The sequence below is a fragment of the Chitinimonas prasina genome (assembly GCF_030160395.1).
GTDB lineage: Bacteria > Pseudomonadota > Gammaproteobacteria > Burkholderiales > Chitinimonadaceae > Chitinimonas > Chitinimonas prasina.
This window is the reverse complement of the sequence record NZ_BSOG01000005.1, coordinates 11,388-36,846: the sequence shown is the minus strand read 5'-3', so window position 1 is coordinate 36,846 and position 25,459 is coordinate 11,388. Positions and strand designations below refer to the sequence as shown.

The 25,459-nt window shown below is 62.0% G+C and carries 19 protein-coding genes and 2 tRNA genes; 13 read left to right on the top strand and 8 right to left on the bottom strand.

Annotated elements, in window-relative coordinates:
• Nucleotides 1-4 precede the first annotated feature (4 nt).
• The 5 genes from QQK16_RS17045 (at nucleotide 5) to QQK16_RS17025 (ending at nucleotide 6,167) form a co-directional block, all read left to right on the top strand.
• Nucleotides 5-730: a DUF4241 domain-containing protein gene (locus QQK16_RS17045; protein ID WP_284197685.1), complete on the top strand. Its 726-nt coding sequence runs from the start codon at nucleotides 5-7 to the stop codon at nucleotides 728-730.
• Nucleotides 730-2,967: a DUF5682 family protein gene (locus QQK16_RS17040; RefSeq protein WP_284197684.1), complete on the top strand. Its 2,238-nt coding sequence runs from the start codon at nucleotides 730-732 to the stop codon at nucleotides 2,965-2,967. Before QQK16_RS17045 ends, QQK16_RS17040 begins: the two co-directional genes overlap by 1 nt.
• Complete coding sequence (locus tag QQK16_RS17035; RefSeq protein WP_284197683.1) at nucleotides 2,964-4,139, top strand: vWA domain-containing protein; 1,176 nt, start codon at nucleotides 2,964-2,966, stop codon at nucleotides 4,137-4,139. Before QQK16_RS17040 ends, QQK16_RS17035 begins: the two co-directional genes overlap by 4 nt.
• Nucleotides 4,140-4,204: 65 nt before the next feature.
• Nucleotides 4,205-5,047, top strand: a complete 843-nt coding sequence (locus tag QQK16_RS17030) for a hypothetical protein (RefSeq protein WP_284197682.1) — start codon at nucleotides 4,205-4,207, stop codon at nucleotides 5,045-5,047.
• Between the two features lie 106 nt (nucleotides 5,048-5,153).
• Nucleotides 5,154-6,167: an alpha/beta hydrolase family protein gene (locus QQK16_RS17025; RefSeq protein ID WP_284197681.1), complete on the top strand. Its 1,014-nt coding sequence runs from the start codon at nucleotides 5,154-5,156 to the stop codon at nucleotides 6,165-6,167.
• A 55-nt stretch (nucleotides 6,168-6,222) separates the two neighbouring features.
• Here QQK16_RS17025 and QQK16_RS17020 read toward each other — a convergent pair whose 3' ends face one another.
• Both QQK16_RS17020 and QQK16_RS17015 read right to left on the bottom strand, forming a co-directional pair.
• Nucleotides 6,223-6,900 carry a hypothetical protein gene (locus QQK16_RS17020; RefSeq protein WP_284197680.1) on the bottom strand — a complete coding sequence of 226 codons (678 nt, stop codon included), beginning with the start codon at nucleotides 6,898-6,900 and terminating at the stop codon, nucleotides 6,223-6,225.
• A 99-nt stretch (nucleotides 6,901-6,999) separates the two neighbouring features.
• On the bottom strand, nucleotides 7,000-9,096 hold the full coding sequence (locus tag QQK16_RS17015; protein ID WP_284197679.1) for an ATP-binding protein: 2,097 nt from the start codon (nucleotides 9,094-9,096) through the stop codon (nucleotides 7,000-7,002).
• Between the two features lie 436 nt (nucleotides 9,097-9,532).
• Between QQK16_RS17015 and QQK16_RS17010 the strand changes: the two genes are divergently transcribed.
• Together QQK16_RS17010 and QQK16_RS17005 are read left to right on the top strand one after the other, a co-directional pair.
• A complete protein-coding gene (locus QQK16_RS17010) occupies nucleotides 9,533-10,462 on the top strand; it encodes a DUF808 domain-containing protein (RefSeq protein WP_284197678.1) in 930 nt (309 codons plus the stop codon).
• A gap of 79 nt (nucleotides 10,463-10,541) precedes the next feature.
• Nucleotides 10,542-10,886, top strand: a complete 345-nt coding sequence (locus QQK16_RS17005) for a hypothetical protein (RefSeq protein ID WP_284197677.1) — start codon at nucleotides 10,542-10,544, stop codon at nucleotides 10,884-10,886.
• 306 nt (nucleotides 10,887-11,192) lie between these two features.
• Here the strand turns inward: QQK16_RS17005 and QQK16_RS17000 are convergent.
• Together QQK16_RS17000 and QQK16_RS16995 are read right to left on the bottom strand one after the other, a co-directional pair.
• Nucleotides 11,193-11,267 (bottom strand) — tRNA-Arg (locus QQK16_RS17000).
• Between the two features lie 366 nt (nucleotides 11,268-11,633).
• Nucleotides 11,634-11,723 (bottom strand) — tRNA-Ser (locus QQK16_RS16995).
• A 105-nt stretch (nucleotides 11,724-11,828) separates the two neighbouring features.
• Between QQK16_RS16995 and mltF the strand changes: the two genes are divergently transcribed.
• The 3 genes from mltF to QQK16_RS16980 all read left to right on the top strand — a co-directional run bounded on the left by mltF (nucleotide 11,829) and on the right by QQK16_RS16980 (nucleotide 16,737).
• Nucleotides 11,829-13,256 carry a membrane-bound lytic murein transglycosylase MltF gene (gene mltF, locus QQK16_RS16990; protein ID WP_284197676.1) on the top strand — a complete coding sequence of 476 codons (1,428 nt, stop codon included), beginning with the start codon at nucleotides 11,829-11,831 and terminating at the stop codon, nucleotides 13,254-13,256.
• Nucleotides 13,257-13,597: 341 nt separating this feature from the next.
• On the top strand, nucleotides 13,598-15,511 hold the full coding sequence (locus QQK16_RS16985; RefSeq protein WP_284197675.1) for a jacalin-like lectin: 1,914 nt from the start codon (nucleotides 13,598-13,600) through the stop codon (nucleotides 15,509-15,511).
• 329 nt (nucleotides 15,512-15,840) lie between these two features.
• The gene (locus tag QQK16_RS16980) at nucleotides 15,841-16,737 is read left to right on the top strand and encodes a hypothetical protein (RefSeq protein ID WP_284197674.1); all 897 of its coding nucleotides are present in this window, start codon (nucleotides 15,841-15,843) and stop codon (nucleotides 16,735-16,737) included.
• Between the two features lie 22 nt (nucleotides 16,738-16,759).
• On the opposite strand, the gene QQK16_RS16975 is transcribed toward QQK16_RS16980, so the two are convergent.
• A complete protein-coding gene (locus QQK16_RS16975) occupies nucleotides 16,760-17,689 on the bottom strand; it encodes a LysR family transcriptional regulator (RefSeq protein WP_284197673.1) in 930 nt (309 codons plus the stop codon).
• Between the two features lie 91 nt (nucleotides 17,690-17,780).
• Here QQK16_RS16975 and lysA point away from each other — a divergent pair, with 91 nt between their 5' ends.
• Nucleotides 17,781-19,019 (top strand): diaminopimelate decarboxylase, encoded by a 1,239-nt coding sequence (gene lysA, locus QQK16_RS16970; RefSeq protein WP_284197672.1) that lies wholly within the window; start codon nucleotides 17,781-17,783, stop codon nucleotides 19,017-19,019.
• 460 nt (nucleotides 19,020-19,479) lie between these two features.
• Here lysA and QQK16_RS16965 read toward each other — a convergent pair whose 3' ends face one another.
• Complete coding sequence (locus tag QQK16_RS16965; RefSeq protein ID WP_284197671.1) at nucleotides 19,480-20,649, bottom strand: HD-GYP domain-containing protein; 1,170 nt, start codon at nucleotides 20,647-20,649, stop codon at nucleotides 19,480-19,482.
• Between the two features lie 80 nt (nucleotides 20,650-20,729).
• Between QQK16_RS16965 and QQK16_RS16960 the strand changes: the two genes are divergently transcribed.
• A complete protein-coding gene (locus QQK16_RS16960) occupies nucleotides 20,730-23,204 on the top strand; it encodes a heavy metal translocating P-type ATPase (protein WP_284197670.1) in 2,475 nt (824 codons plus the stop codon).
• A 3-nt stretch (nucleotides 23,205-23,207) separates the two neighbouring features.
• Nucleotides 23,208-23,387 (top strand): cbb3-type cytochrome oxidase assembly protein CcoS, encoded by a 180-nt coding sequence (gene ccoS, locus QQK16_RS16955; RefSeq protein WP_284197669.1) that lies wholly within the window; start codon nucleotides 23,208-23,210, stop codon nucleotides 23,385-23,387.
• A 93-nt stretch (nucleotides 23,388-23,480) separates the two neighbouring features.
• Here ccoS and QQK16_RS16950 read toward each other — a convergent pair whose 3' ends face one another.
• Together QQK16_RS16950 and QQK16_RS16945 are read right to left on the bottom strand one after the other, a co-directional pair.
• Complete coding sequence (locus QQK16_RS16950; RefSeq protein WP_284197668.1) at nucleotides 23,481-23,642, bottom strand: DUF3149 domain-containing protein; 162 nt, start codon at nucleotides 23,640-23,642, stop codon at nucleotides 23,481-23,483.
• A gap of 72 nt (nucleotides 23,643-23,714) precedes the next feature.
• Entirely contained in the window at nucleotides 23,715-25,151 is a 1,437-nt protein-coding gene (locus QQK16_RS16945; RefSeq protein WP_284197667.1) for an aminotransferase-like domain-containing protein, read from the bottom strand.
• Between the last annotated feature and the right edge of the window lie 308 nt (nucleotides 25,152-25,459).

Here is a 25,459-nt window from a genome sequence, read left to right as displayed (position 1 = left end):
TTGGATGAGCTATCTGCACCCCATCTATCCGGATCGCTGGATGGCCTTGGCCGAAGGCGACTTTGCCTGGACCGTGGACGACAAGCCCATACGCTATCGCCTGCATACCGTGCCCTGCGGCGAGCTGTGGCTCAAACAGGGCAGGTTGGTGCCGTGTGATCCCTTCGTGACGCTGCAATGGCAGGGTAATCCGGAGCTGCAACTGCCGCCGGGCTGCTACCCGGTAGTGGCTACTGTGGCTGATATCAGCGAGGAGCAGGATGGCTCCCATCTGCGTGAATGCTATCTGTCGCTGCTGCTCAGCGCACAGCCTGCTGTGGGCTGGCGTTTTCTGACGCCCGTGGCGCCCGGTATCACGGCGCCCTTGCTGGGCGGACATGAGTTTGTCGGGGTTCCGGTGGATTCGGGTACGGTGGGCTTTGTTGATGCCGATGCGGTGGTCAGGCTGATGCCAGACCCGGACGAAATGGATTGGCAGGACGAGCTGTTCGATAACGGCCAAACCGATGCCTGGTTTGCCCGCATGGACGACCCGAGCCATTTGCAGGCCGGCTTGGCTAATATCTCCCTGCCCGGCGCCACGGATGGCGAAAACCTGATACTGGCCCATTCGGGCTGGGGCGATGGCACCTATGCCGTGGTGGGTAGCTATGACGCAAGCGGTGCGCTGACAGGGGTACATATCGACCTGGCCGTGTTGCCGCTGGCACCCTTGCCGGAGTGGGACTGATGAGCGTCAGCTATTTCGGCATCCGCCACCATGGCCCGGGTTGCGCCCGCGCCTTGCAGCAGGCCCTGGTGGCGCTTGCGCCTGACATCATCCTGCTGGAAGGGCCACCCGAGGCCGATGGCATAGTCGGCCTGGCGGCTGACCCGGCCATGCAACCGCCGGTGGCATTGCTGATCTACCCCACCGAAGCACCCCAGCATGGGGTGTTCTACCCATTTGCGCTGTTCTCGCCCGAGTGGCAGGCCATACAGCACGCCCAACAGGCCGGTGTACCGCTGTGGTTCATGGATCTGCCGGCAACCCACGGTTTTGCCCAGGCCATGGCGGCTGAGCAGACGGCCGACACCGACGAGGAGGGGGACGCACCAGACGAGACCCTGGCAGCGTGGCGCATGGACCCGATAGGCGAGCTGTCGCGAGCGGCCGGCTATGAGGACCACGAGCTGTGGTGGGAAGTGGAGATAGAGCAACGGCGTGATGCCAGCGAATTGTTTGCCGCCATTGCCGAGGCCATGACTGCGTTGCGCGAACATGCACCGCCGCCTGACCTGCGCGAGGCGCGCCGTGAGGCCCATATGCGCAGCCGGGTGCGAGAGGCGCAAAAGGCCGGCTACCAGCGGATTGCCGTGGTATGCGGGGCCTGGCACGTACCGGCGCTGTGCCAAGCGGCTACCGCCAAGGCCGATATGGCTTTGTTGAAGGGATTACCCAAGACCCGTACGGCGGCGACCTGGGTGCCCTGGAGCGACGACAGGCTGGCCTATGCCAGCGGCTATGGCGCCGGGGTGAGTTCGCCGGGGTGGTATCGCCATCTGTGGCAGTGTGCTGAAGGCACGAGCGAGCGTTGGGTGACACGGGCTGCACGCCTGCTGCGCGAGGCCGGGCTCGATGCCTCGTCGGCCAGTGTGATAGAGACGGTACGGCTGAGTGAGGCGCTGGCCGCCCTGCGCGACCTGCCTTTGCCGGGCTTGGCCGAACAACAGGAGGCCATGCTGACGGTACTGTGTCATGGCGACCCCCTGCCCATGGCGTTGATACGGCAGCAGTTGGAAGTGGGCGACCATCTGGGCAGCGTACCGGAGGGCTGCATCGATGCGCCGCTGCTGCGCGACCTGGAAGCAGAACAAAAGCGTTTGCGGCTGAAGCCTAGCACCGAAAACAAGCGGCTGGAGCTGGATCTGCGCGAGGAAAGCGGCCGGCACCGCAGTTGCCTGCTGCACCGATTGAACGTGCTGGATGTGGGCTGGGGCAAGCCACTGGCAGACAGCAACCGCACGGGTACCTTCCGGGAATCCTGGGACTTGCGCTGGTCGCCCGACATGGTGGTGGCATTGATTGCGGCCAGCCGCTATGGCAACACGCTGGCGCTGGCCGCCAGCCGTCAGTTGTCTGAGCGGGCAGGACAGAGCCGGCACCTGCCCGAGCTGTCCGGTATGCTGGATGTGGCAATGCTGGCCAAGCTGCCCGTGGCGGCATCGGTACTGCTGGCGGCAGTGCAGAACCAGGCTGCCGTGGCTGCCGACCTGGGACACCTGATGGATGCCTTGCCACCCCTGGTGCGGGTGGCGCGCTATGGCGACGTGCGGGGGACCGAAGCCGCTAGTGTGCTGCCCATCATTACCACGCTGGTGGAACGGGTAACGGTAGGCCTGGGCGCCGCAGCGACCCAGCTGGATGAGGCGGCGGCCGAGGTGCTGGTGGAGCGTATGGGGATGATGCAGGCCGCCATCGACACGCTGGACGAACCCCTGCTGCGCGATGACTGGCTGGATTGCCTGCAGGTACTGGCTGGGCAGGATAGTGCGGCACCTGCCGTACAGGGCTATGCCTTGCGGCTGGCGTTTGATCGGCAGCGCATTGATGCGGCGCAACTGGCCCAGCAGGCCAGGCTGGCGCTGGCGCCCAGCATGCCGCCGGCGCAGTCTACCGGGTGGTTGGCAGGGGTGTTGCGCGGCAGCGGCCTGTTGTTGCTGCAGCATGATGCGCTATGGCAGGCCATGGACAGTTGGCTGACGGGTCTGGGCGACGAGGTATTCATTGAACGGCTGCCCTTGCTCAGGCGGGCATTCTCGGGCTTCACCCTGGCTGAACGCCGGCAAATGGGTGACAAGCTGAAGCATCTGGGCGGGCCGCAGGCCAGGGTTGCGGCCAGCGCCGAGCTGGATGGAGAGCGGGCGGCCATGGTGTTGCCCGTGCTGGCTGCCGTGCTGGGCACTGCCAAGGAGACGACACAATGACACAGAATAGCTTGCTGGCCACCGACCGCATGCAGCGCTGGCGCCTGGTGCTGGGCGATGCGGCACAGGATAGCTGTGCTGCGGCGCTCTCGCCTGAGCTGCTGCGTGCCGATGCCGCGCTGGAGGCGCTGTACGATGCACCGCGTGCGGGCGGCCTGGGAGCATCCTGCCCGAATGTGGCGCGCTGGTTGGGTGATATCCGTGATTTCTTCCCCACCGCCGTAGTGCAGGTGATGCAGCAGGACGCCCTGACCCGGCTGAACCTGCAGAAGATGCTGCTGGAGCCAGAGCTGCTGGAAGCCGTGGAGCCCGATGTGCACCTGGTGGCCAGCCTGGTTTCGCTGTCGCGGGTACTGCCGGCCAGGACGCGGGATACCGCTCGCCAGGTTGTTCGCCGGGTGGTGGATGAGCTGGAGAAGCGCTTGAAGGAGCCCATGCGGCAGGCCATCGCCGGCAGCCTTAACAAGGCAGAGCGCAACACTAGGCCACGGCTCAGCGAAATCGACTGGCATCGCACCATACAGGCCAACCTCAGCCGCTACCTGCCAGCGCAGCGCACGGTGGTAGCCGAGAAGTTGATAGGCTATGGCCGCAAGCGCAGTGCGTTGCGAGATGTGGTGCTGTGCGTGGATCAGAGTGGTTCCATGGCGGCATCGCTGGTCTATGCCGGTATTTTTGCTGCGGTGATGGCCTCGCTCAAGTCTGTGCGTACCCGCATGGTGGTGTTCGACACCCAGGTGGTGGATCTGACCGATACGGCAGAAGACCCGGTGGAACTGCTGTTTGGCGTGCAACTGGGTGGCGGTACCGATATCAATCTGGCGCTGGGCTACTGCCAGCAGGTGATAGACCGGCCGGAGAAAACCATACTGGTACTGATTACCGATCTGTACGAGGGCGGCAACCAGTCGCAGATGCTGCAGCGTGCCGCTGCGCTCAAGGCGGCTGGCGTGAATGTCATCTGCCTGCTGGCCCTGAGCGATGACGGTGCACCGGGTTATGACCACCAGAATGCCGCGCGCTTTGCTGCGCTGGATATCCCCAGTTTTGCCTGCACGCCGGATCAGTTTCCGGCCTTGATGGCAGCGGCCATACAAAAACAGGATGTCGGCCTTTGGGCGGCAAAACAGGGTTTTGTCACCAATCGGGCTGCGACAGATACAGTCGCTTGATTAAACTGGTTACAGGGCTTGCCTTTGCAACCGTCGGGGCCTGGTGCCTGTTATGAAAGAGAACCATGAAGCAACATGAATTATTGTGGGTGGCGAACAGCCCCGAATGGGACGACGTCCGCAGCGTGGCAGACAAGGTCAGCTACAAGGGCGACACCATGGTGGTCAACTACTCTGGTGAGACGGAGGAGGGTGGCCGCTATGCCGGATCGTTCGAGATTGCCCTGCGTGAGGGGGTGCAATCGGTGGGGGGCGAATACACCGTGTTTTCGCCCAAGGGTAGTGGCGAGAAGTTTACCCAGGTGGTGATCTTCACCCTGACCGGCCAGATCAAATCGCGCAAGGATGGTAGCCATTATTTCACTGGTGTCTGGGAGGAGAGCGGCGTAGCGCAGGACTTCCGCCTCAGCCCGGTAGCCATGAAGGCCGGCGTACAGATAACGCGGGAAGCGGACTCGGAAGGCGATGACGAAGACGGCGGATCCATCCTGGACGGCTTCGATATCGCTACCTTGCCGGCGGCCTTGCAAGGTCACCTGACGGCATTGCGAAGATTCGAGACTACGCTGGGGCACTATCGGCCGCTGGTACTGGGGGTGGCCTGCCTGGCTGAGTTTGATGGCTGGTTCCACCAGCTGGAACCGATTGTTCAGGCTGCCGGACAAGTGCTGGAGCGCCATAGGGCGGGCGAACTGGAGCCGGATGAGGCGGTTGCGGTATTGCGCGACGAGACCTCGCTGGTGCTGGAGCAATGCCTGGATGCCGGCGCCAACCTGGTATTGGCGCCGGATGACGATGCGCTGGGCAGCCTGGCTACCGATCTGCTGGCCTTGACCGAAAACCTGCGCATGGCCACCTTGCGCGAGGGGTATGGCCTGTGCGCCGTGCTATTGGGTGTGGCAAGTTGAACCCTGCGCCACCTTGGCCGTCTATTGAAGCCTGCCATGCAGGCGGAGGCGACCCAGGGTAGTGCCCTGGCCGTAGGTGAGCTGGCCTTGTTTATGGAAACACACCATGTCGATTGATACCTGTCTGATCCAAGCTCGGGGCCTGGCCCTGGCGGCCTTGTTGCTGGTAGGGGTGGCGCCCGTACAGGCGGGCGAACCTGCGTCCGTATCGGTGCCGCCCACCGTACAGGCAGAGGAGCTGCCCTATCAGGTACTGGACATGGACTGGCAGGATGACGCGCGCCAGCGTGCCGTGCCGGTGCGGCTCTATCTCCCCCGACAGGCCAGTGCCGAGCAACCGGTGCCGCTGGTGTTGTTCTCGCACGGCATGGGGGGCTCGCGCCGGGGGTATAGCTATCTGGGGCGCTACTGGGCAAGCCAGGGCTATGCCAGCCTGCATGTGCAGCATGTGGGCAGCGACAGGGAAATCTGGTTTGGCAACACCTTTACCCTGTTGTCCCGCCTGCATGAGGCGGCCAATGAAAGCGAAGCCCTGGCCAGGGTGGCCGATGTGCGCTTCGCGCTAGATAGTGTGCTGGCCGATGGCGAATTGGGCCCCTTGATCAACCCCCAGCATATCGTGGCGGCGGGTCATTCCTACGGCGCCAATACCTCGCTGCTGCTGGCCGGCGCCAAGGTGGAGCGTGGCGGCAAGCCGCTGAATCTGCGTGAGCCACGTATCAAGGCGGCCATACTGCTGTCGGCCCCACCATTTCATGGCGAGAAGGACGCCGCTGGTATCGTGGGCGGCATAGAGATACCGACCTTGCACATCACCAATACCGAAGATGTGATACGCATTCCGGGTTATTACTCCGATGCCGAAGACAGGGTCGCCCTGTTCGATGCCACGGGTGGTGGCCAGAAGCTGCTGGCGGTATTCGAAGGGGGCTCCCACAACATCTTTACCGATCGGAAGGAGGCCGGTGGCATCTTCCTCAACCCCAGGATCAAGGAAGCCACACAGGCGCTGTCGCTGGCTTTTTTGCGGCGCTTGATCAACGGCGATGCCAGCCAGTTGAAAAGCTGGCCGGAGCGTTTTGCGCCCTTGCTGGCGCGATTCGTGCCGGATAAATCCTGATCGCTATGCGTGATCGATGGGCGCGGTGCTGCCAGTTTCTCGTGCCCCGCGCCCGCTAGTCTTCCAGCTTGAAAGAAAACGGCACCAGCACCTGTACGGTCTGCCCGCCGGTATTGCACTGCAGCCTGCGCACGGCGCTACGGGCCAGTTTGGCGACCGATTGGTTGCTGGATGACTGTACGACGACCTCACCGATCTGGCCGTTGCCGTGGGCGGTCACCTTCAGCATGACCTCTGCCTGCTGTATGCCTTCCGCATCGGCGATGACGGCGAACTTGTCTCCCAGCCCCTCCTTGACCGCTGCAAAATTGCTGCAGGCCACCTGAGCACTGACCGTGGCTTCGCGCGCTACGGGTGGTGGCGGTGCCGTTGGGGTGACGACAGGCGGGGTGGGGCGGATAGGCGCCACCTGCTCAGGTGGGGGCGTGGTGGTGAAGGCGGTGATGCTCGCCGGTGGGTCCACAGGGGCAGGCAGGCGCACCTCTGGCGGTGGAATAAAGGCGCTTGGCGGTGGTGGCGCCTGGATATCAGGCAGGGGTACCGGTTCGAGCTCGGGCGGCGGCGTCTTGGGTGCCTCGATGATCTCGGCCTCGACTGGGGGCTGGATGAACCTGACGACATCCCTTGCCAGACCATGCATCAGGCCATACAGCAGTACGACATGCAGCAACACGGCCAACCCAAAGTTCAGGAGTCGTTTGCCTGGTCGCCGCTGTAACGCTGCATAGTCCATGACCTTCCCCGGTCTTTACGCCGTCCTGTGATTGGAACACGTATTGACGCGGGAAATTCATCCTACACCGATGGTACGGCGGTTTTGTGCGACGTACGGTCAGGCGTGAGCCGGTATCCAGCGCAGCAGCGTCTCGAACAGTTCCTGCGGCTCTATGGGCTTGGTCAGGTGGTCGTTCACCCCGGCCGCCAAACAGGCGCTGCGGTCATCATGCGTGGCGTTGGCGGTCAGCGCCACGATGGGCAGGCGATCCATGCCGGGCAGGCGGCGTACCAGGCGGGTGGCGGTGTAGCCATCCATGACGGGCATCTGCATGTCCATCAGCACCAGGTCGTACTCGGCCTTGCCCAGCTGCTCGATGGCTGCCTCACCGTGCTCGACCACGGTAACGATCACGCCGGTGCGTTCCAGCAGGTGGACGGTGATTTCCTGATTGATCTCGTTGTCTTCCACCAGCAGCACCCGGCGCCCCCTGATGGGGGAGAAATCGAGGGCAATGGGCATGCCTGGCTTTGCGGCCTTGGGCGCTGCTACGCCCAAAACGGCGGTAAACCAGAATGTACTGCCCTGGCCGGGGTGGCTGCGTACGCCGACTTGGCCGCCCATCAGCGTGGCCAGTTCCTTGGCAATGGCCAGCCCCAGGCCCGTGCCGCCATACTTGCGGGTAGTGGTGGCGTCAGCCTGCTGGAACGACTGGAACAGCAAGGCCTGCTGCTCTGGTGTCATGCCTATGCCGCTATCCTGCACCTCAAAGTAGACCGTGGCTTGATCCTGTGCGCGTTCTTGCAGGCGGGCGCGCACGGTAACGGTGCCATGGTCGGTGAACTTGACTGCATTGTTGGCGAAGTTGATCAGCACCTGGCCCAGCCGCAAGGCATCCCCCTGCATCTGCTTGGGCAAGGCGGGGTCGATCTCGAACTGCAAGGCCAGTCCTTTGCGGGTACAGGCTTCGCCAACCAGGTTGCGGACATTGTCGAGCACGGCCTGCAGTTCGAAGTCGGTGCGCTCCAGGGTCAGCTTGCCGGCCTCCACCTTGGAGAAATCCAGTATGTCGTTGATGATGCCCAGCAGGTGGTGGGCAGAACGCTGGATCTTCTCCACATAGTCACGCTGCTTGGGGTTGAGATCGCTGATCAAGGCCAGGTGGGACATGCCGATGATGGCGTTCATGGGCGTGCGTATCTCGTGGCTCATATTGGCCAGGAACAGCGATTTCATCTCCGACGCCTGTTCGGCCTGTGCCCTGGCGCGCTCCAGTTCCTGCTCATGGGCCAGCAGGTTGGTATTGGCATCGGCCAGTTCACGCGTGCGTTCCTTTACCCTGGCCTCCAGCACTGCCTCGTTATGCTCCAACTCGGCCAGCAGGCGGGCCTTGTCTGCAGCACGCTCGGCCACTGCATTGGCCATGGCGTTGAATGCCTCTGCCAGATGGGCAAACTCATCCTGCCCCGTTACCTTGACCCTGGCCTGGTAGTCGCCCTGGGCGACCTGATCGACCGCGCTGGCCAGGCGCACCACTGGGCGCGACAGGACCCGCGCCAGCCAGAAGCAAGCCAGCATGCCAACCACAAAGATGGTCAGGCCTATGGCCAGCGATTGCCACATGGCCTTGTTCAGCTCTGCCTGCACATAGGAGATATCGACATCGGCGCCGACCACCAGGCGCGTACCGTCCGCCCGCTCTATGGGCTGGAAGACCGAACGGAAGTAACCAAAGCGATCCTTGTATTCGGCGACATTGCTGCGCCCGGTACGCAAGGTATCGAGTATGGCGGGGTGCGGGGTGATCTCGTATAGCTGGAAATAGCGGCCATAGTTGTTGGCGCGTATCTCGGCTTCGTTGGCCGCATCGGCCACATACACCAGCTGACCCTTGTGCTCGGTGAATACATAGAGGTAGCGCAGGCCGGTCTTCTGGCAGTAGTCATGCAGCAGGCGCACCAGATCCAGGTAACTGCGGGGGTCTATGGCCTCTGGGTGGGTGGCGCGGCGCAGGTAGTCCTGGCCTATCATCTTGGGTGCCGCGCTGACGCCAGCAACTAGCCGGGCATCAATCGCGGCGCGGATGTTGGTGACTTGCAGATCCCAGATGTAGAAGGTGTAGGCGGCCGTGGTCACCAGATTGATGACCATGAACAACCACAGTATCTTGGTTCTGGCTGTGCGGGGCTTGAGCCAGTGGAACAGTCGTTTCAAAGCGGCTTACCTCGGATCGCTGCCAAATCGACAGGGGGCTGCTTGGCCATGGCTAGACAAGGAGCAAGCCCGTGTAGACGGGCACTCAAGGAAACCTCGCCAAATGCCTTGTCGTTGCGGGTGGAGAATATTTCCTCACATATTATGTATATGCTTCGTCAATACTGGCCATTTGCACGTTGCGTTGGATGAGCGGGGTTTTTGGTCACACCCACCAGGGTGAAACGCGCGAGGATTATGCCCGAAACCTGCGCTTGATATCGGTTCGGGATATTTCATATACGACAAGTACAACAACAGTGTGCCACTCCTTGCTACGATGCGCGGCGATACGCACCCTGGATGTGCTTGCGGGCCGCCTGGATAGCTTGGCAGACCAGATGGTGCGAACGATTTTCGCAATAAAGATTCAAGATAAAACAAGGAGTTGTACGCTATGGCCGGTTCCAGCCTGCTTGCCCTGATAGATGATGTCGCCACCATACTGGACGATGTGGCGATATTGACCAAAGTCGCTGCCAAGAAAACCTCGGGGGTGCTGGGTGACGACCTTGCCCTGAACGCACAGCAGGTGGCTGGGGTGGCCGCGGACCGCGAACTACCGGTGGTCTGGGCGGTTGCCAAGGGCTCCGCGCTCAACAAGGTGATACTGGTGCCGGCCGCCTTGGCCATCAGCGCCTTCGTGCCATGGTTGGTGACCCCCTTGCTGATGATAGGCGGCGCCTTTCTTTGCTTTGAAGGCTTTGAGAAGCTGGCGCACAAGTTCCTGCACAGCAAGGAAGAGGACGAGGCTCACCATGCCGAACTGATCAAGGCCGTAGCCGACGAGAATGTCGATCTGGTGGCGCTGGAGCAGGAAAAGATCAAGGGCGCGGTGCGTACCGATTTCGTGCTGTCGGCAGAAATTATCGCCATCACACTGGGTACAGTTGCAGACAAACCCTTTGTTACACAAGCGGCGGTCTTGACAGGCATCGCCATCATCATGACTATAGGGGTATATGGCTTGGTAGCCGGCATCGTGAAACTGGACGATGGTGGCCTCTACCTGAGCCGCAAGGAAGGCACCGGTGGTTTCGCCAGCGCTCAGCGCAAGTTCGGCGAATGGATACTGATAGCCGCCCCGTATTTGATGAAGACGCTGGCCATCGTGGGTACAGCGGCCATGTTCCTGGTAGGTGGCGGTATTCTGACGCATGGCGTGCATGCCCTGCATGTGGCTATCCAGAATCTGGCATTAAGCGCCGGCCCCCTGGCTTTTATATTGCCCACGCTGCTGGATGGCCTGGTAGGTGTTATTGCGGGTGCCGTGGTTTTGGCGGGTGTAACCCTGATCCAGCGTGTTTGGCCCAAGAAACAATCGTAGTGCGGCGCTCCAGGCTTTGGCCTGGGGCCGACTACCATCATCTTTATTCGTTTAATCGGACTTGATTGGTCATAGCAGGATGTCTAACCGTCCCAATAACCCTCGTAATTCCGCCCCCGTAGAGGATCTCCGCGCTGCGGCCGAGGCGCTGTTTGCGCCGCTGGAAGGTGCACGCAGCAGCAACCGTGAGCGAGAGGCGGAAACCACCGTCAGCCAGGCCCGTGCTGCGGCCGAGGCCTTGTTTGACAGCGGCGATGGCTGGCGCTCATTGCAGCGCGAACGCGAGGCAGAAACCCATTCGAAGCTGGACCGGTTGCGGGAAAAGCGTGAATTGATGGAGGCCGCAGAAAAAGTGGCGGCACGCTATGGCATGGACCTGGCCGATTTGCTGGCCGAGGCCAGCAAGCAGTCTGAAGACAGCTAACAGCGCCGCTGTTATCTGACCTGATAAAAACCCCGCCGTTTGTGGCGGGGTTTTTTTCGAATTGGCTCAAGCCGGAGTCGCTCCACCGGGGCGGTTCATCCCCGCTTGCCCGGGCGGTATGGAGGGCAGGTTGCCCAGGCAGTGGGTGTTGGGGTGTTTCCCGCACTTGCAAGAGAACCGACCGGTCAAGAGTGCAACGCCCTTGCGAACCTATGGGGCGCTATTACGCTGATGCAGCGGGTTCTGGTACTCGGCAACGATGGCGAGTGTGATTGCGGGGAGTGCTGAGACAGATGCTGCGGAGACTGGCGCTCTCGACAGGAATCGAACCTGTAACTGCCCCTTAGGAGGGGGCCGTTATATCCATTTAACTACAAGAGCGCGCGGGCGGCATTCTATCGGAAAGTGTGGTCGGGTGCAGCTAGCATGTGCGGGGTGGGCTGGGTGGGGTCAGCACGGGGGGCTCTGCGGCACCGTGATGGTAACCAGGAGCGGCCAACAAATCCCCTCGGATGTTGTTGTGCAAGCTTGCCGTACCTGCGCACTAGTTGCCGTGCGCTTTTTCACACGCCTAGCCGGCACTGCTAGGCTTGGGCTTGTGAGCGACGCTGAGCAAGCTCGGGGCCCTGCGGCTAAGCTGGATAAACGGGTCGCGGGATGGTTACCTACGAAGCAGCGCCCTGTTCGCGGAGCGAACATAACAAGCAAAAGGCCCAGCATGTAGAACATGCTGGGCCTTGCTGTACTTGGCGGAGAGGGTGGGATTCGAACCCACGGATACGTTGCCGCATCGCCTGATTTCGAGTCAGGTACATTCGACCACTCTGCCACCTCTCCGGCTCGAAGGCGCGCATTGTGTCTATTCATTGGCGGCTTGTCAACCCATATGTTTTTTGCGTGGTCGTGGCACAATCGCGGGATGGACAAGGGGATGACATGCGCATGCTGCGCCAACTGTGGTGGATAGCACTGGGCTTGCTGGTGGGGTGTACGCCTGCGCCGGTCGAGACCGAGATCAAGCCTGTGGCGCCCTTGAGCGAGACGGGCGAGATGGTGGTGCTGATACGTAACGGGGCGACCAGCTTTTATGTGGATGCCGAGGGCAAGTATGCCGGGTTGGATTACGACCTGGTGACGGGCTTGGCGGGTGAGCTGGGGGTGAAGGTGAAGTTCGTGGTGTCGCCCCGGGTGGCCGAGATGCCCATGCGGGTGGCGGCGCACGAGGCGCATCTTGGGGTGGGGATGGCGCGGCACCAGGCGGAGGGGGTGCAGTTTGGCCCAGCCTATTTTGGTCACCGGCCGGTGTTGGTGTACCGCACCGAGGAGCGCAAGCCCCGTGGTCTGGGTGATCTGGGCAAGGGTATTTTGATGGTGGCCAGTCTGTTTGCGCCCACCATGCGCGAGCTGCAGCCCAAGTATCCGCAACTGGCCTGGAACGAGGCGCAGTATCAGGATACGGAGGAGTTGATCGAGAAGGTGGAGAACGGCCTGATCGATTACGCTATCGTGGATGGCAAGGGGGCGGAGGTGGCGCAGAACTTCCACCCTGGGGTGGGGGTGGCGTTCGAGGTGGCCGATGCCTTGCCGGTGGCTTGGGCTTGGCCTGCGGATGCGCCGAAACCCTTTGTGGATCGCCTGAAAGTGTATTTTGCCCGGATACAGAAGGATGGCACGCTGGCGCGCCTGATAGACCGCTATTACGGCCATGCGAACCGTTTGCAGCCGATTGATGCGACCACCTTCCTGAGCCGGCGTAATACCGTGTTGCCCAAGTTCCGCCCCCTGTTTATCGAGGCGGAAGCGCGCTATGGGCTGGATTGGCGGATGCTGGCGGCACTGAGCTACCAGGAATCGCACTGGGACCCGTTTGCGACCAGTGCCTATGGCGTACGGGGCATGATGATGCTGACCACGGATACGGCCGACCGGCTGGGGGTGGAAAACCGGCTGGATGCCAAGCAGAGCATCATGGGGGGGGCCAAATACATCAATATGCTGCGCGAGCGCTTGTCGCCACGGATAGCGGAACCCGACCGGGCCTGGCTGGCGCTGGCCAGCTACAACATCGGGGTGGCGCACCTGGAGGATGCCCGGGTGCTGGCGCAACGCTTGGGCAAGAACCCGAACAGCTGGACAGACCTGAAAACGGTGATACCGCTGCTGCGTAACTATGAGTATTTCAGCACGCTGAAGTATGGCTTTGCCCGAGGTGGTGAAACCGTCATCTTCGTCGAGAACGTGCGCAGCTATTACGACATCCTGGTGCGATTCGAGAAACCGGTACAGACGATGTTTCCGCCGTTTGACGACCAGGTGACGGTGGCCAATCCGGAAGGGGTTCGGCTGGGGATAGACGCGGCGGCGAAATAACCGGGCTGCGTTTTGTGGGGGCTTGGTGTGGCATGACAGGGGCTGGCCGTATGGCTGGCCCCTTGTGTTTTGACGGGACGATAGCTTGCTGGGTGGGGCATGCTGCCTTGCCAAATACGCAATTTTGCGTATTCAGCCTATGGTTGTCGATCCTTATAGTGGTGGCTGCACGAATCATTCATCTTTAGGGCACTCCCAGACACCTCGCTTTTGTTGCAAGGCGGTGTGGCGTGCGCTTATTGGGAAATGGATTGTGCATTTTGATAAACCGGCGGCCTTGAAGGGGTATTAACCAAGGGTTTGCCTGGGTTTGTCTTTGCTCACAATAGGGAGAAGGAAATATGAGGAATTGGAAAATCAATGCCATGGCATTGGCCGCTGCTTGTCTGGCACCGCTTGCGGCGCAGGCTGGGGCGGTGGATGACTTTCAGCACAGCTTTGAGGGCAAGGCCTGGAAGCAGCAGCGTTTGCTGGATCTGGATACGCCGCTGTCAGAAAACAGCATGATAGGCACCCACAACAGTTTTAATTCCAGCGTAGACACCACGGCATATCGCTATCTGGATCCGCAGCAGTCTTATTCGGTTTACGATCAATTGCGCCTGGGCGCACGTTATATTGAGCTGGATGTGCACTGGACCACCAAGATGGTCAATACCACGACCTATCGTGATGAACTGTTGCTTTGCCATGGCGAATCGAACCATGCGGGCTGCAGCATGTTTGATAAATATCTGTCGGAAGATTTGCAGGATATTGAGAAGTGGCTCAAGAGCGATGAGGCAAAAGACCAGGTATTGATACTGTATATAGAGGGGTATTTGAATACGCACCAAGACGAATTGCGCGACATGGTGAAGCGCTATATCGGGGGGTATCTTTACCGGCCCAAGAGTTGCATGAACATTCCGGACGATCTGACCAAGGCGCAGGTGCTGGCGGCGGGCAAGCAGGTGATTGTTTACGACGACCAGCGCCGCGACTGTGATGACTATGGCTACGATACGTTTGCCTTCAAGGGCCTGGGTGGCATAGGCCGCAGGGCGGAGGACATGACCAAGGCGTCGCTGGCGGCGGGTAAGCGGGTGTATTACTCGGGCAGCGATATTGCTCGGTATCTGGCCGAGGGCATCAATACGGTGAATCTCGACTACCTCAGCCCCAGCGATGGCCGTTTACGGACTGCGGTATGGAGCTGGGCCGAAGGGGAACCGAACAATGCCGGCAATAACGAGCATTGCGCCATCAGTGCCGCCAGTGGCCGGTGGAATGATTATGTGTGCACTGCATCGGCGCGCTATGCCTGCCGCGACGACAGCAAGAACTGGAAGATCACGCAGGCCGCAGGTGCCTGGCGCCATGGGCCGGAAACCTGTGCCCGTGAGTTCGGTGATGGCTTCAAGTTTGGCACACCTGCCAATGCAACCGAGAACAAGGCCTTGAAGGCGGCCAAGGGGGCGACGGAGGTCTGGATAGGCTATAGCGATCTGGCCAAAGAAGGGCAGTGGAGCCGCGATCTGTATCTGTGGGATGAGCGCCAGCCGGACAATATGGGCGGTACCGAGCACTGTGCTGCCTCCTGGGGCAGCGGCAGGCTCAATGATGCCAGCTGCGCCGAGAACCAGGCCTTTGCCTGCAAGAACAGCGCGGGTGAGTGGTTTGTGACGCAGGCCACCGGGCCGTGGACGCAAGGCCAGGAGGCTTGCCAGGCGATGAATAGCAGCTATGTGTTTGCTTATCCCGGCAGCTGGCGCGACTACCAGCGCTTGCTGGCCGCCAAGGCTGCAGCAGGTAGGGGAACCGCATGGGTGGCTTACAACGATGCGCGGGAGGAGGGCAATTGGCGTAGCCGTGGTGGGTTATACGCCAGTGCGGTGGGCGGTGATGGTGGTGCCTCTTTCGATATGGAGGTGCATGTACCCAAGCAGCTTAACCAGATCTTCATCCGTACCGGCCGCCGGCTGGACCAGATCAGCGTGGTCTACAACAACGGCGATATGGTGAGCTACGGTGGCGATGGCGGAAGCAGCAAGACGCTGTGGCTGGATATCCGCGCTGGCGAGCGCTTGACCCAGGCTACGCTGTGCTCGGAGGGCAAGCATGTGGACTACGTCAAGTTCACCAGCAGCAAGGGTCGCAGCATAGAGGGCGGTGAGCGCAAAGGTAGCTGCCAGGAAGTACGAGTAGAAGACATTGCGGGCTTTTATGGCCGGTCTGGCAAGTTCGTGGACAGATTGGGCGTGATCTACAAGTAAACCTGCGCCGCGATCGGTGAGGTGGGCGGGAGGCCGTGTGTAGCGGTTTCCCGCCATTTTTTTGGTAGCTCTGGCATGGTTGTCACCGGTGGCCTGCAGCATGCTGTTTTCAGCAGCTATGATGTGGGTGCTATCTTTTATTGCAGCGCCACGCGTGGGCGCTTCCAGTAACCTCGTTCGTGAAGCATTTCTCCTTGCATGCTGCGTTGTAGTTGGTATTTCCGCTGTGCTTTGGCTGGTACAGAGGCAGCTGGAAAGCGCCTCCGGGCGGTGGCGATACTGCCGCTGACTTCAAGCCACACGGGTGGAAACCGGTTTGGAATTTGTCCATGGTTTGGCGTGTTCTCCTGATTGCTCTGCTGTGTCTTGGCGCCATGAATGCGATGGCCGCCCCCTTGCGCCTGGTCTACCCGCCAGGGCAGACGCCGGGCGATAAGCGCTATGAATACTATTGGGAGCTGCTGGCCGCTGTGCTGGCGACCAATGCGGGCAAGTATGGCCCCTATGTGATTACCAGTGCGAACGAGAGCATGAGTGCCTCGCGGGCGGCCCGAGAGGTGGCGACACCCAACGGTCTGGTCAATATCATTGTCCGTACCACCTCGCCAGAGCTGGAGGGCCAGCTCAGGCCCATACGCGTGCCCCTGGACAAAGGCTTGACCGGCTATCGCTTGTTCCTGATACGCAGCGACACCCAGGCGCGGCTGACGGGGGTGCGCAGCCTGAATGATCTGGCGCGCTTTGGCATAGGGCAGGACCGCACTTGGGTGGATGTGCGGATACTGCGTGCAGCTGGCCTGCATGTGGTGGAAGGCGAGGGTTATGCGGGCTTGTTTCGCATGCTCGATGTGGGCCGCTTTGATCTGTTCTCACGCGGGGTGAACGAGATTGCCGATGAGCTGGCGGTACAGCGCAAAGTCTTGCCCAACCTGGCGATAGAGCGGGAATTGATGCTGTATTACCCGCTACCGCGTTACTTCTTCGTGCCCCGCACGCCAGAGGGAGAGAAAGTGGCGAGGCGGATAGAACATGGCCTGGAGCGCCTGATTCGGAGTGGCCAGTTTGAGCGCCGCTATCAGGACTACAAGCGCTTGGTGCTGCGTGACCTGCCTTTGCATGGGCGGCGGGTATTGCGCATACCCAACCCCACTTTGTCGCCGGAGACACCCTTGGGTGTGGCGGGGTGGTGGGATGATCTGGCGGTGGAGCTGCGGGCGCGGCCGTAAGCGCCTGAACAGCCGCTTATGCCTAGGGTGGGCACACCGCCTGGGCCAGCCTGGCCTGGATATCGTCTGCGCTATGAGCCAGCGCGGCGACAAAGCGGGGCAGCAGCGGGGTGGCCGGCCTGTGCTCGGGCAGGACCAGGCCCAGCCGGTAGGGAATGGAGATGCTGAAGCGGCGCAATTGCAGGCGTTCGCTGGCAAAGGCCAGGGCGGTGAGTGGGTTGATGATGGAGAGGCCTATGCCTTCGCTCACCATGGCGCAGATGGCGACGGCGCTGTGGGTTTCCACCCTTTGCTGGCGGGCAATGCCCTGGTCTGCAAAAACCTGGTCCAGCAATATGCGATAGGGATCCTGGGCCGACAGACTGATATAGGCCTGCCCAGCGAAGTCGGCTGGTGTCAGGACGGGCTTGTGTAGCAATGGATGGCCCGCAGGCAGAACGCAGACCTCATCAGCCTGCAGCAAGGGCTGGGCGTGTGTGCCCGGCGGGGTGTCGTGGTGCTCGGTCAGGCCCAGGTCGAAGCGCTGGCCGCTGAGCCAGGCTTCCAGCAAAGGCGACTCTTGCGGGGTGATGGAGAGCTGCACGCCAGGATGCGATGCCAGGAACCGGGCACAGGCGGCAGGTAGCAAGGCATGGGTGAGTGCCGGCAGGCTCAATATGCTGAGGTGACCTTGCTCGCCCCGGCCCAGTTGCCGGGCCGTGCTGATAACCTGATCCAGGCCCTGGTAGCTGCGCTGTATCTCGGCATACAGGGCCAGTGCCTGGGCGGTGGCTTGCAGGCGGCCTTTGCTGCGGCTGAACAGGGCATAGCCCAGGATGTCCTCCAGCCTGGCCAGTTCGCGGCTGAGCGTGGGCTGGGAGCTATGCATGAGCCGTGCCGCCTCGGTCACATTGCCGGTGCTCATGACGGTGCGGAATATCTCGATCAGCCGGTGGGAGATGGGCTCAGGCATATCCAGAATGAATGACTACGGCAAAAATGTGCATTGGACGGCATGCTAGCGCGAGCGCACCATGGCAGCAATCCCTTACCGGTAACCTGCCATGCCCTCTTTGCCTGCCCAGCGCCTAGCCACACTAGCCCAAACTTATGGCGCCCCGCTGTGGGTCTACGACGCGGCACTGATACGCCAGCGTATCGCTGAACTGAAGTGCTTTGATGTGGTGCGGTTTGCCCAGAAAGCCTGCTCCAACACACATATCTTGCGACTGATGCGCGAGCAGGGGGTGCAGGTGGATGCGGTGTCGCGCGGCGAGATATTGCGGGCGCTGGCAGCGGGCTACAGCACCGATGGCGATACACCGGGTGTGGTGTTTACCGCCGACCTGCTGGACCGCGCGACCCTGGCTACGGTGGTGGAGCATAGCGTGACGGTGAATGCCGGTTCCATCGATATGCTGCACCAACTGGGCGCCGCCTCGCCAGGGCACAAGGTCTGGCTGCGCATCAATCCTGGTTTTGGCCATGGTCACAGCAATAAGACCAATACCGGCGGCGAGCAGAGCAAGCACGGTATCTGGCATACCGAACTGCTGACGGCGCTGGCGGCGGTGCGCAGCAATGGCCTGCAACTGGTGGGCTTGCACATGCATATCGGCTCGGGCGTGGATTATGCCCACCTGAGCGAGGTGTGCGGGGCCATGGTGGGGTTGGTGCAGCAAACCCAGGCCGCCGGGTACGATCTGCATGCCATCTCTACCGGCGGTGGCCTGTCCATTCCTTATCAGGATGGTGAGCCCAGGGTGGATACCGGGCATTACTTTGGCCTGTGGGATGCAGCCCGGCGCGAGGCCGAACGCATCATGGGCCATGCCTTGGTGCTGGAAATCGAGCCCGGCCGTTACCTTGTGGCTGAGTCGGGTTGCCTGCTGACCGAGGTGCGCGCCACCAAGCAGGCGGGGGCCAACCATTTTGTGCTGGTGGATGCAGGCTTTAACGAGCTGATGCGGCCGGCCATGTACGGCAGCTTTCACGGCATGAGCGTGATCGCGGCAGATGCTGCTGAGCGCCCCTTGGGCGAGTGCGTGGTAGCCGGGCCGCTATGCGAATCGGGCGATGTGTTTACCCAGGGCGATGGCGGGGTGGTACTGCCACGCTTGCTTCCGCGGGCCAGGGTGGGCGATCTGCTGGTCATACACGATACCGGCGCTTACGGCGCCAGCATGTCGTCCAACTACAACTCACGGCCCCTGATTGCCGAGGCGTTGGTGGATGGCGATACCGACCGACTGATAAGGCGGCGGCAGACAGTGGACGAGTTGCTGGCACTGGAAGCGGTGTAAACAGCGCAGGCGGGGGTAGGGGGGATCAATCAGGGGAGAGCCGGCGTTTGGGATGCCGCGATGGTGAGCACCCGGGTTGCCCGGGTGCCTGAGCCATACCTGATACACCCACGCATGCATGCAAGTAATACCAAGCCATCGAGCGCAGCGAGGTTCCCCGCCGGCGGGCGGGGGTAGGGGTGGGGATCAATCAGGGGAGAGCCGGCGTTTGGGATGCCGCGATGGTGAGCACCCGGGTTGCCCGGGTGCCTGAGCCATACCTGATACACCCATACATGCTTGCAAGTAATACCAGGCCCTCGAGCGCAGCGAGGTTCCCCGCCGGCGGGCGGGGGTAGGGGTGGGGATTAATCAGGGGAGAGCCGGCGTTTGGGATGCAGCGATGGTGAGCACCCGGGGTGCCCGGGTGCCTGAGCCATACCCATTGAACCCTCACATGCTTGCAAGTAATACCAGGCTCTCAACCGCGATAGGCTGCCGCACTGCCCCAAATGGCTTCCATATTCACATAGGCCGATAACTGCTTGGGGTCGACCGTTTCCTTGATGGCAAACTGGTCTACCCCGGTATCGCGGGCGACGGCCAGCCCCAGCTTATGGCCGTCGGCGCTCAGTATGCTTTTTACCTGCGGCGTATTGACCTTGCCGCCGGCACGGGTCACGACGCCGATCTCGCCGTTGGCCAGGCGCACCAGCATGCCAGGGGGGAAGATGCCCAGGGTTTTGATGAAGTGGGAGGCGATGGTTTGATCCAGCGATTTGCCGCGCTCCAGCAAAATGCCTTTAAGGGCGACGTTAGAGGCCACGGCAGGGCGATAGGAGCGGGGGGTGACCCGGGCGCAGAACAGGTCGGCCAGTGCCACGATGCGGGCGCCTTCGCTGACCTGGTCCTCCCACAAGCCGCCGGGGTAGCCGCTGCCGTCGATGGATTCGTGATGCTGCTCCACCGCTGCGAGCCAGATCGGGTCGCTGACGCCGCCCTCTCGCAGCATGTCTGCCCCCATCATCGGGTGGCGTTCCAGCCGGCCACGCTGTGCTGGGCTGAGTGGGGTGGTTTGTTCCTTGAGCTGATCCTGGAATTCGATCATGCCGATGTTCATGGTCAATGCGCCGGCAACGATGGAGCGCATGGCGGGGGCTGGTTTCTCCAGCGAGCGGCAGACCAGGGCGGTGACGATGGCGACATTGACCATATGGCGTATGGCGTATTTGCCCTCCTGCCGGAGCAGGATCATGGCGATGGCTACATCCCCGTCGGCGTCGCAGGCGGCGACGATCTCGTCGGCCAGCTCGCCTACCTTGTCGCTTAGCCATTTGCCCTGAATGCTGCGATCCAGCTGTGCCACCATGGCGTCGAGCTTGCGGCGGGCCGCCATGAGCGTACCCACGGTGGAGGGCGGCTTGTTCGACTGCTGTACCTGGCGCATCTTGGCGGCACGCCATTCCTCGCGGCTCTTGAGCAGCTCTTCGCGGTCGGCGAATAGACCCATGGCGATCAAGCGGTTCAGCAGGCTTTCGTTGCTGATGATCTTGCCCTTGGGAATCAGCAACTTGCCTGATTCCTCATACATATTCCATAGCGTTCGGTCGCCAGCGACGAGGTCGTTGGAGGTTACCCGCTCGAATTCCATCGATGATCCCTATTTTATTTGAGCTGCCTCAACCAATCATAGGCCGGGCGAGTGGCTGCCTGCCGGTAGAATATCGACCTATGCAGCAAGATAACCAGCCTGAATTCTGTTTTCACTGTGGCGAACCCGTGGCCGAGGCCGACCGGTTGCCGCCACGCTACCCCGTGACCTATGGGCAGTCCCAGCGTGTGACCTGCTGCACAGGCTGCCAGGCGGTGGCGCAGACCATATTGCAAAGCGGCCTAGCCAGCTATTACGAGCAGCGCGAGAAGCCAGCCGACAGGGCAGCGCCCCTGCCTGAAGAACTGCTGGCGCAGCTTCGGCTATACGATAGCCCTGAGCTGCAGGCCAGCTTTGTAAAGTTGGAACCGGGCGACAGGCGCGAGGCGGCGTTGATACTGGAGGGCATTACCTGTTCTGCATGCATCTGGCTGAATGAGCGCCATCTGCTGAGTCTGCCGGGTGTGCTGGAGGCCAGTGTCAACTACACCACCCATAGAGCCCGGGTCTGCTGGGATAACAGCCGGGTGCAGTTGTCGCAGATATTGCTGGCGGTGGCCGATATCGGTTACCGCGCCCATCCCTATGACCCAGGCCGGCAGGAGGCACTGCGGCAGAAGGAGCGCAAGGGGGCAATAGCGAGGCTGTGGATAGCCGGGCTGTCGATGATGCAGGTGATGATGTATGCCGTGCCGGTCTATCTGGCGGAGCCAGGTGAAATAGGCCCGACCTGGCTGAACCTGATGCAATGGGCCAGCCTGCTACTGACCCTGCCGGTGGTGCTGTATGCCTGCCAGACGTTTCACCAGGGCGCCTGGCGCGATCTGAAGCGGGGCCGGCTGGGCATGGATGCGCCGGTGGTACTGGGAGTCTGGGCGGCGTTTATCGCCAGTTGCTGGGCCACGGTAACGCGGCAGGGCGAGGTCTATTTCGATTCGGTGTCGATGTTTGTCTTCCTGCTGCTGGGCGGTCGCTTTCTGGAGGGCATGGCCCGGCGCAAGGCGGGGGAGGCCGCGGAATCGTTGATCAAGCTATTGCCGGCATTTGCCCATAGGTTGGCGGGTTGGCCGGCGGGGCGCGATGTGGAAGCGGTGCCAGTGGCCCGGTTGGCGGTAGGCGATGTGTTGCTGGTGAAGCCCGGCGAGCGCTACCCAGCGGATGCACAGGTACTGGAGGGCGAGGGTGAGGCGGACGAAGCGTTGCTGACCGGCGAGGCCAGGGCAGTGCCCAAGCAGCCGGGCGCAGCGGTCATAGGCGGTGCGGTGAATGGTAGTACGCCGCTGGTGGTGCGGGTGGCGCGCATAGGCCAGGAGACGCAGCTTGCAGGGATAGTCCGGCTGCTGGACCGCGCATTGGCCGAGAAGCCGCAGCTGGCCTTGCTGGCCGACCGGGTGGCGGGCTGGTTTGTGGCTGCGCTGCTGCTGGTGGCGGCGGCTGGCTGGTTCTGGTGGCAGATGCATGACCCACTTCATGCGCTGCCCATCACGGTGGCCGTGCTGGTGATCTCATGCCCTTGTGCGCTTTCGCTGGCCACTCCGGCGGCATTGACGGCGGCCACCGGGCGTCTGGCACAGGCAGGCTTGCTGGTTACGCGCGGACATGCGCTGGAGACGTTGGCCAGCGCGACCGATGTGGTATTCGACAAGACTGGCACCCTGACCCATGGCCGGCCGACGCTGCAGGCAGTGAAGCTGCTGGTGGCCGACCCTGGTGCGGGCGATGAGACGGCTTTGCGCGCCTTGGCTGCACTGCTGGAGGCCGCTTCGGAGCACCCTATTGCGCATGCCTTGCGTGAGGGCATCGATACCACCGGGTTGGTGGCCAGCGATTACACCAACTACCCCGGTGGTGGCGTGGAAGCCAGCATGGGCGGCCTGCGCTATCGCCTGGGGCGTGCCGACTTTGTGGCGACCTTTTGCAGCGCGCCGCTGGCTGAGGAGGCGCAGGGCTGGCGCGACAAAGATACGGTGGTCTGGCTGGCGAGCGCCAAGCAGTGGCTGGCAGGCTTTGCCTTGGGCGATGCCATACGGCCGGAGGCTGCGGCCTTGCTGGCGCAGTGCGAGGGGCTGACCACCCATGTGCTCAGCGGCGACGCACTGGGGCCGACGCAAGCCGTGGCGCAGACACTGGGGATAGCACAGTTGAAGGCGGCGGCACTGCCTGCTGACAAGCTGGCCTATGTGCAGGCCTTACAGGCGCAAGGCCGGCGGGTGATCATGGTGGGCGACGGGGTCAATGATGCGCCGGTGCTGGCTGCCGCCAACGTTTCGGTGGCGGTGGGCGGCGGCGCCGAGGCTGCGCAGGCGGCGGGCGACCTGGTGCTGGTGGGCAAGCTGACGGCGCTGGGCGAGGGCCTGCAGGTGGCCAGGCAGACCCGTCGCATCATCCGCCAGAACCTGGCCTGGGCGCTGGGCTACAACCTGGTGGCGCTGCCTTTTGCATTGGCAGGCATGGTAACGCCGTGGCTGGCTAGCCTGGGCATGGCGGGAAGTTCGCTGCTGGTGGTGTGCAATGCGCTGAGGCTGGCGGCCAAGGGCAAGGCGGGGGGACAATAGGGCATGGATAGCCTTTATCTTCTTATTCCGCTCTCGGTCTTGGTGGCGGCTGGTGGCGGCCTGCTGTTCTGGTGGGCCAGCCGTTCTGGCCAGTTCGATGACCTCGAAGGGCCTGGCCATCGCATCCTACATGATGACGACAAGCCGCCCGCGACTGACAAGGATGGCGATGCCGTCGACTAGCTGGGCTGGCTTGGCTGCGCTGATGGCTGGCGCCAGGGTTGCCCTGGCGCAGACCGTTAGCACCTATCACTGACTTAAGCTTATGACGGGCGCTCAGTTCCGTCTTTGCTTGGCTGCCTGGGCGGCTTCTTCTTCGCGCACATGTTTGCGGACAAACCAGGCGATATAGCTACCCATGACGATGATGGCCGTAATCACCGCCACGCTCATGATGCCGACGTCGCTCGACAGTAGGTCTTTGATGGCATTGCTCATGGTGCAGCTCTCCAAGGGTCGTGAGTACACCCCTATTAGGCGCTGCCGCAGCCATTGACGCTTTGACCTAACTCAAGCTTGCACGGCTTTGTGCTGCTCTGCCTGCATGGCGTGCGCCAGCCGGCCGATGATGCGTATGCCTTCCTCGATCTGGTTGCTGAGTGGGTAGCCGGCGTTCAGCCGCAGGCAGTTGGCAAAACTGCTGCCTAGGCTGAACAGGGCGCCCGGGGCAAAGGTGTGGCCGGTGGCAAGCACGCGGCGCTGCAGCTCGGCGGCATCGAGGTTATCGGGCAACTCCAGCCACAGCATGAAGCCCCCGTCACCACAGGCCATGCGCGTACCAACCGGGAAGTGCTCGATGACCATCATGCGATAGGCCTGCATCTGGCTGGCCAGCCGGCTGCGCAGGCGCCGCATATGGGGCTCGAATTGCCCACCGGAGAGCAGGGCTGCCATGGTGTGCTGGATAAGCGCAGGCACGGGCTCGCCATGTACCACCTGGCTGGCGGCCAGTGTTAGCCGGTGGCGGCCGGCTGCGATATAGCCTATGCCCAGGCCGGGGCTGACCAGGGTGGAGAGTTCACCGCAGTACAGCACGTTATCGTGGCGATCGTAGGCTTTGATGGGCCTGGGCCGTTGCTCGCCGTGGTTGAGGTCACCAAAGGTATCGACTTCGATCAGCGGCATGCCATGACGCTGGGCCAACTCGACCAGCCTAGCCTTTTCGCTCTCTGGCATGCGGCTGCCGGTGGGGCTGGGGAAGTTGGCGTTGATGATGCAGGCTGCTGGCCTGTTGTGCTGCAGGGCTTGGGCCAGTGCGTCGACAGACAGGCCGTCGCAGGGGTGGGCCGGTATCTCGAGCGCGTGCAGTCCCAGGCCTTCCAGCATCTCCAGCACCCGTAGCGGGCCGGGCGTCTGTATGGCAACGAGGTCGCCAGGCCTGGTCAGCAGGCGCAGGCAGAGGTCGGTGGCCTCGGTATCGCCATGGGTGACAATGATCTCGTCGGGTTGAAAGTTGCAACCGAGTATCAGCGAACGCCGGGCCAACTGCTCGCGCAGGCTAGATTCGCCGCCATAGCTGGCACGGTTAAGTATTTGCGGATCGCGCTGTAATTGCTGCACCAGCAGTTTCTTGACCTGTGCCAGGGGGAACAGCTCATCCGCAATGGCCGACATGCCTAGCCAGGGGTGGGCGACCTCTTCGGTAAATTCGATCACCAGCTTGCGATGCCCTTCGAGCTGTATGGCAGTAGGCAGCGTGGGCTCGGCGCATTGGCTGGGTGGGGCAAAGCGGCGGCTGTGCTGGCGCACGAAAAAACCCAGGCGCGGGCGGGCTTCTATCAGGCCGGCGTCTTCCAGCAGATGCAGGGCATGGGTGACGGTGGCGGGGCTGACTGTGTGCAGTGTGCATAGCTGCCGTACCGAGGGCACGCGGCTGCCCGGTTGCAGCACACCGGCGTGGATGCGGTTGGCCAGGTCGTCAGCCAGGGTCTGGTAGCGTGTGGTCATCGAGGTCTACATCATTGTGCCTGTCCGCATCATAGATTCTATGCGCGGCTGGGTATCGGTACAGCCAGGGCGAAGCTGGGTAGGCACAGGCCTGGATATATGTATTCTGTATCTATTCAGAACAGATAGTCTGAATCTTACCGATACAGAGCTGCCTCCCTAGACTGGCGCCTTGGATCATGCCAAGGAGCGCAGCATGCAGCAAAGTGGAACGAGCGATAAATGGGACAGTTTGAGGGACGGTGATGCCTTCCCGGCTGAGAGGGATGAGACTCGGCCACTTGATGCGGATGAGCGCACGCCGGCTG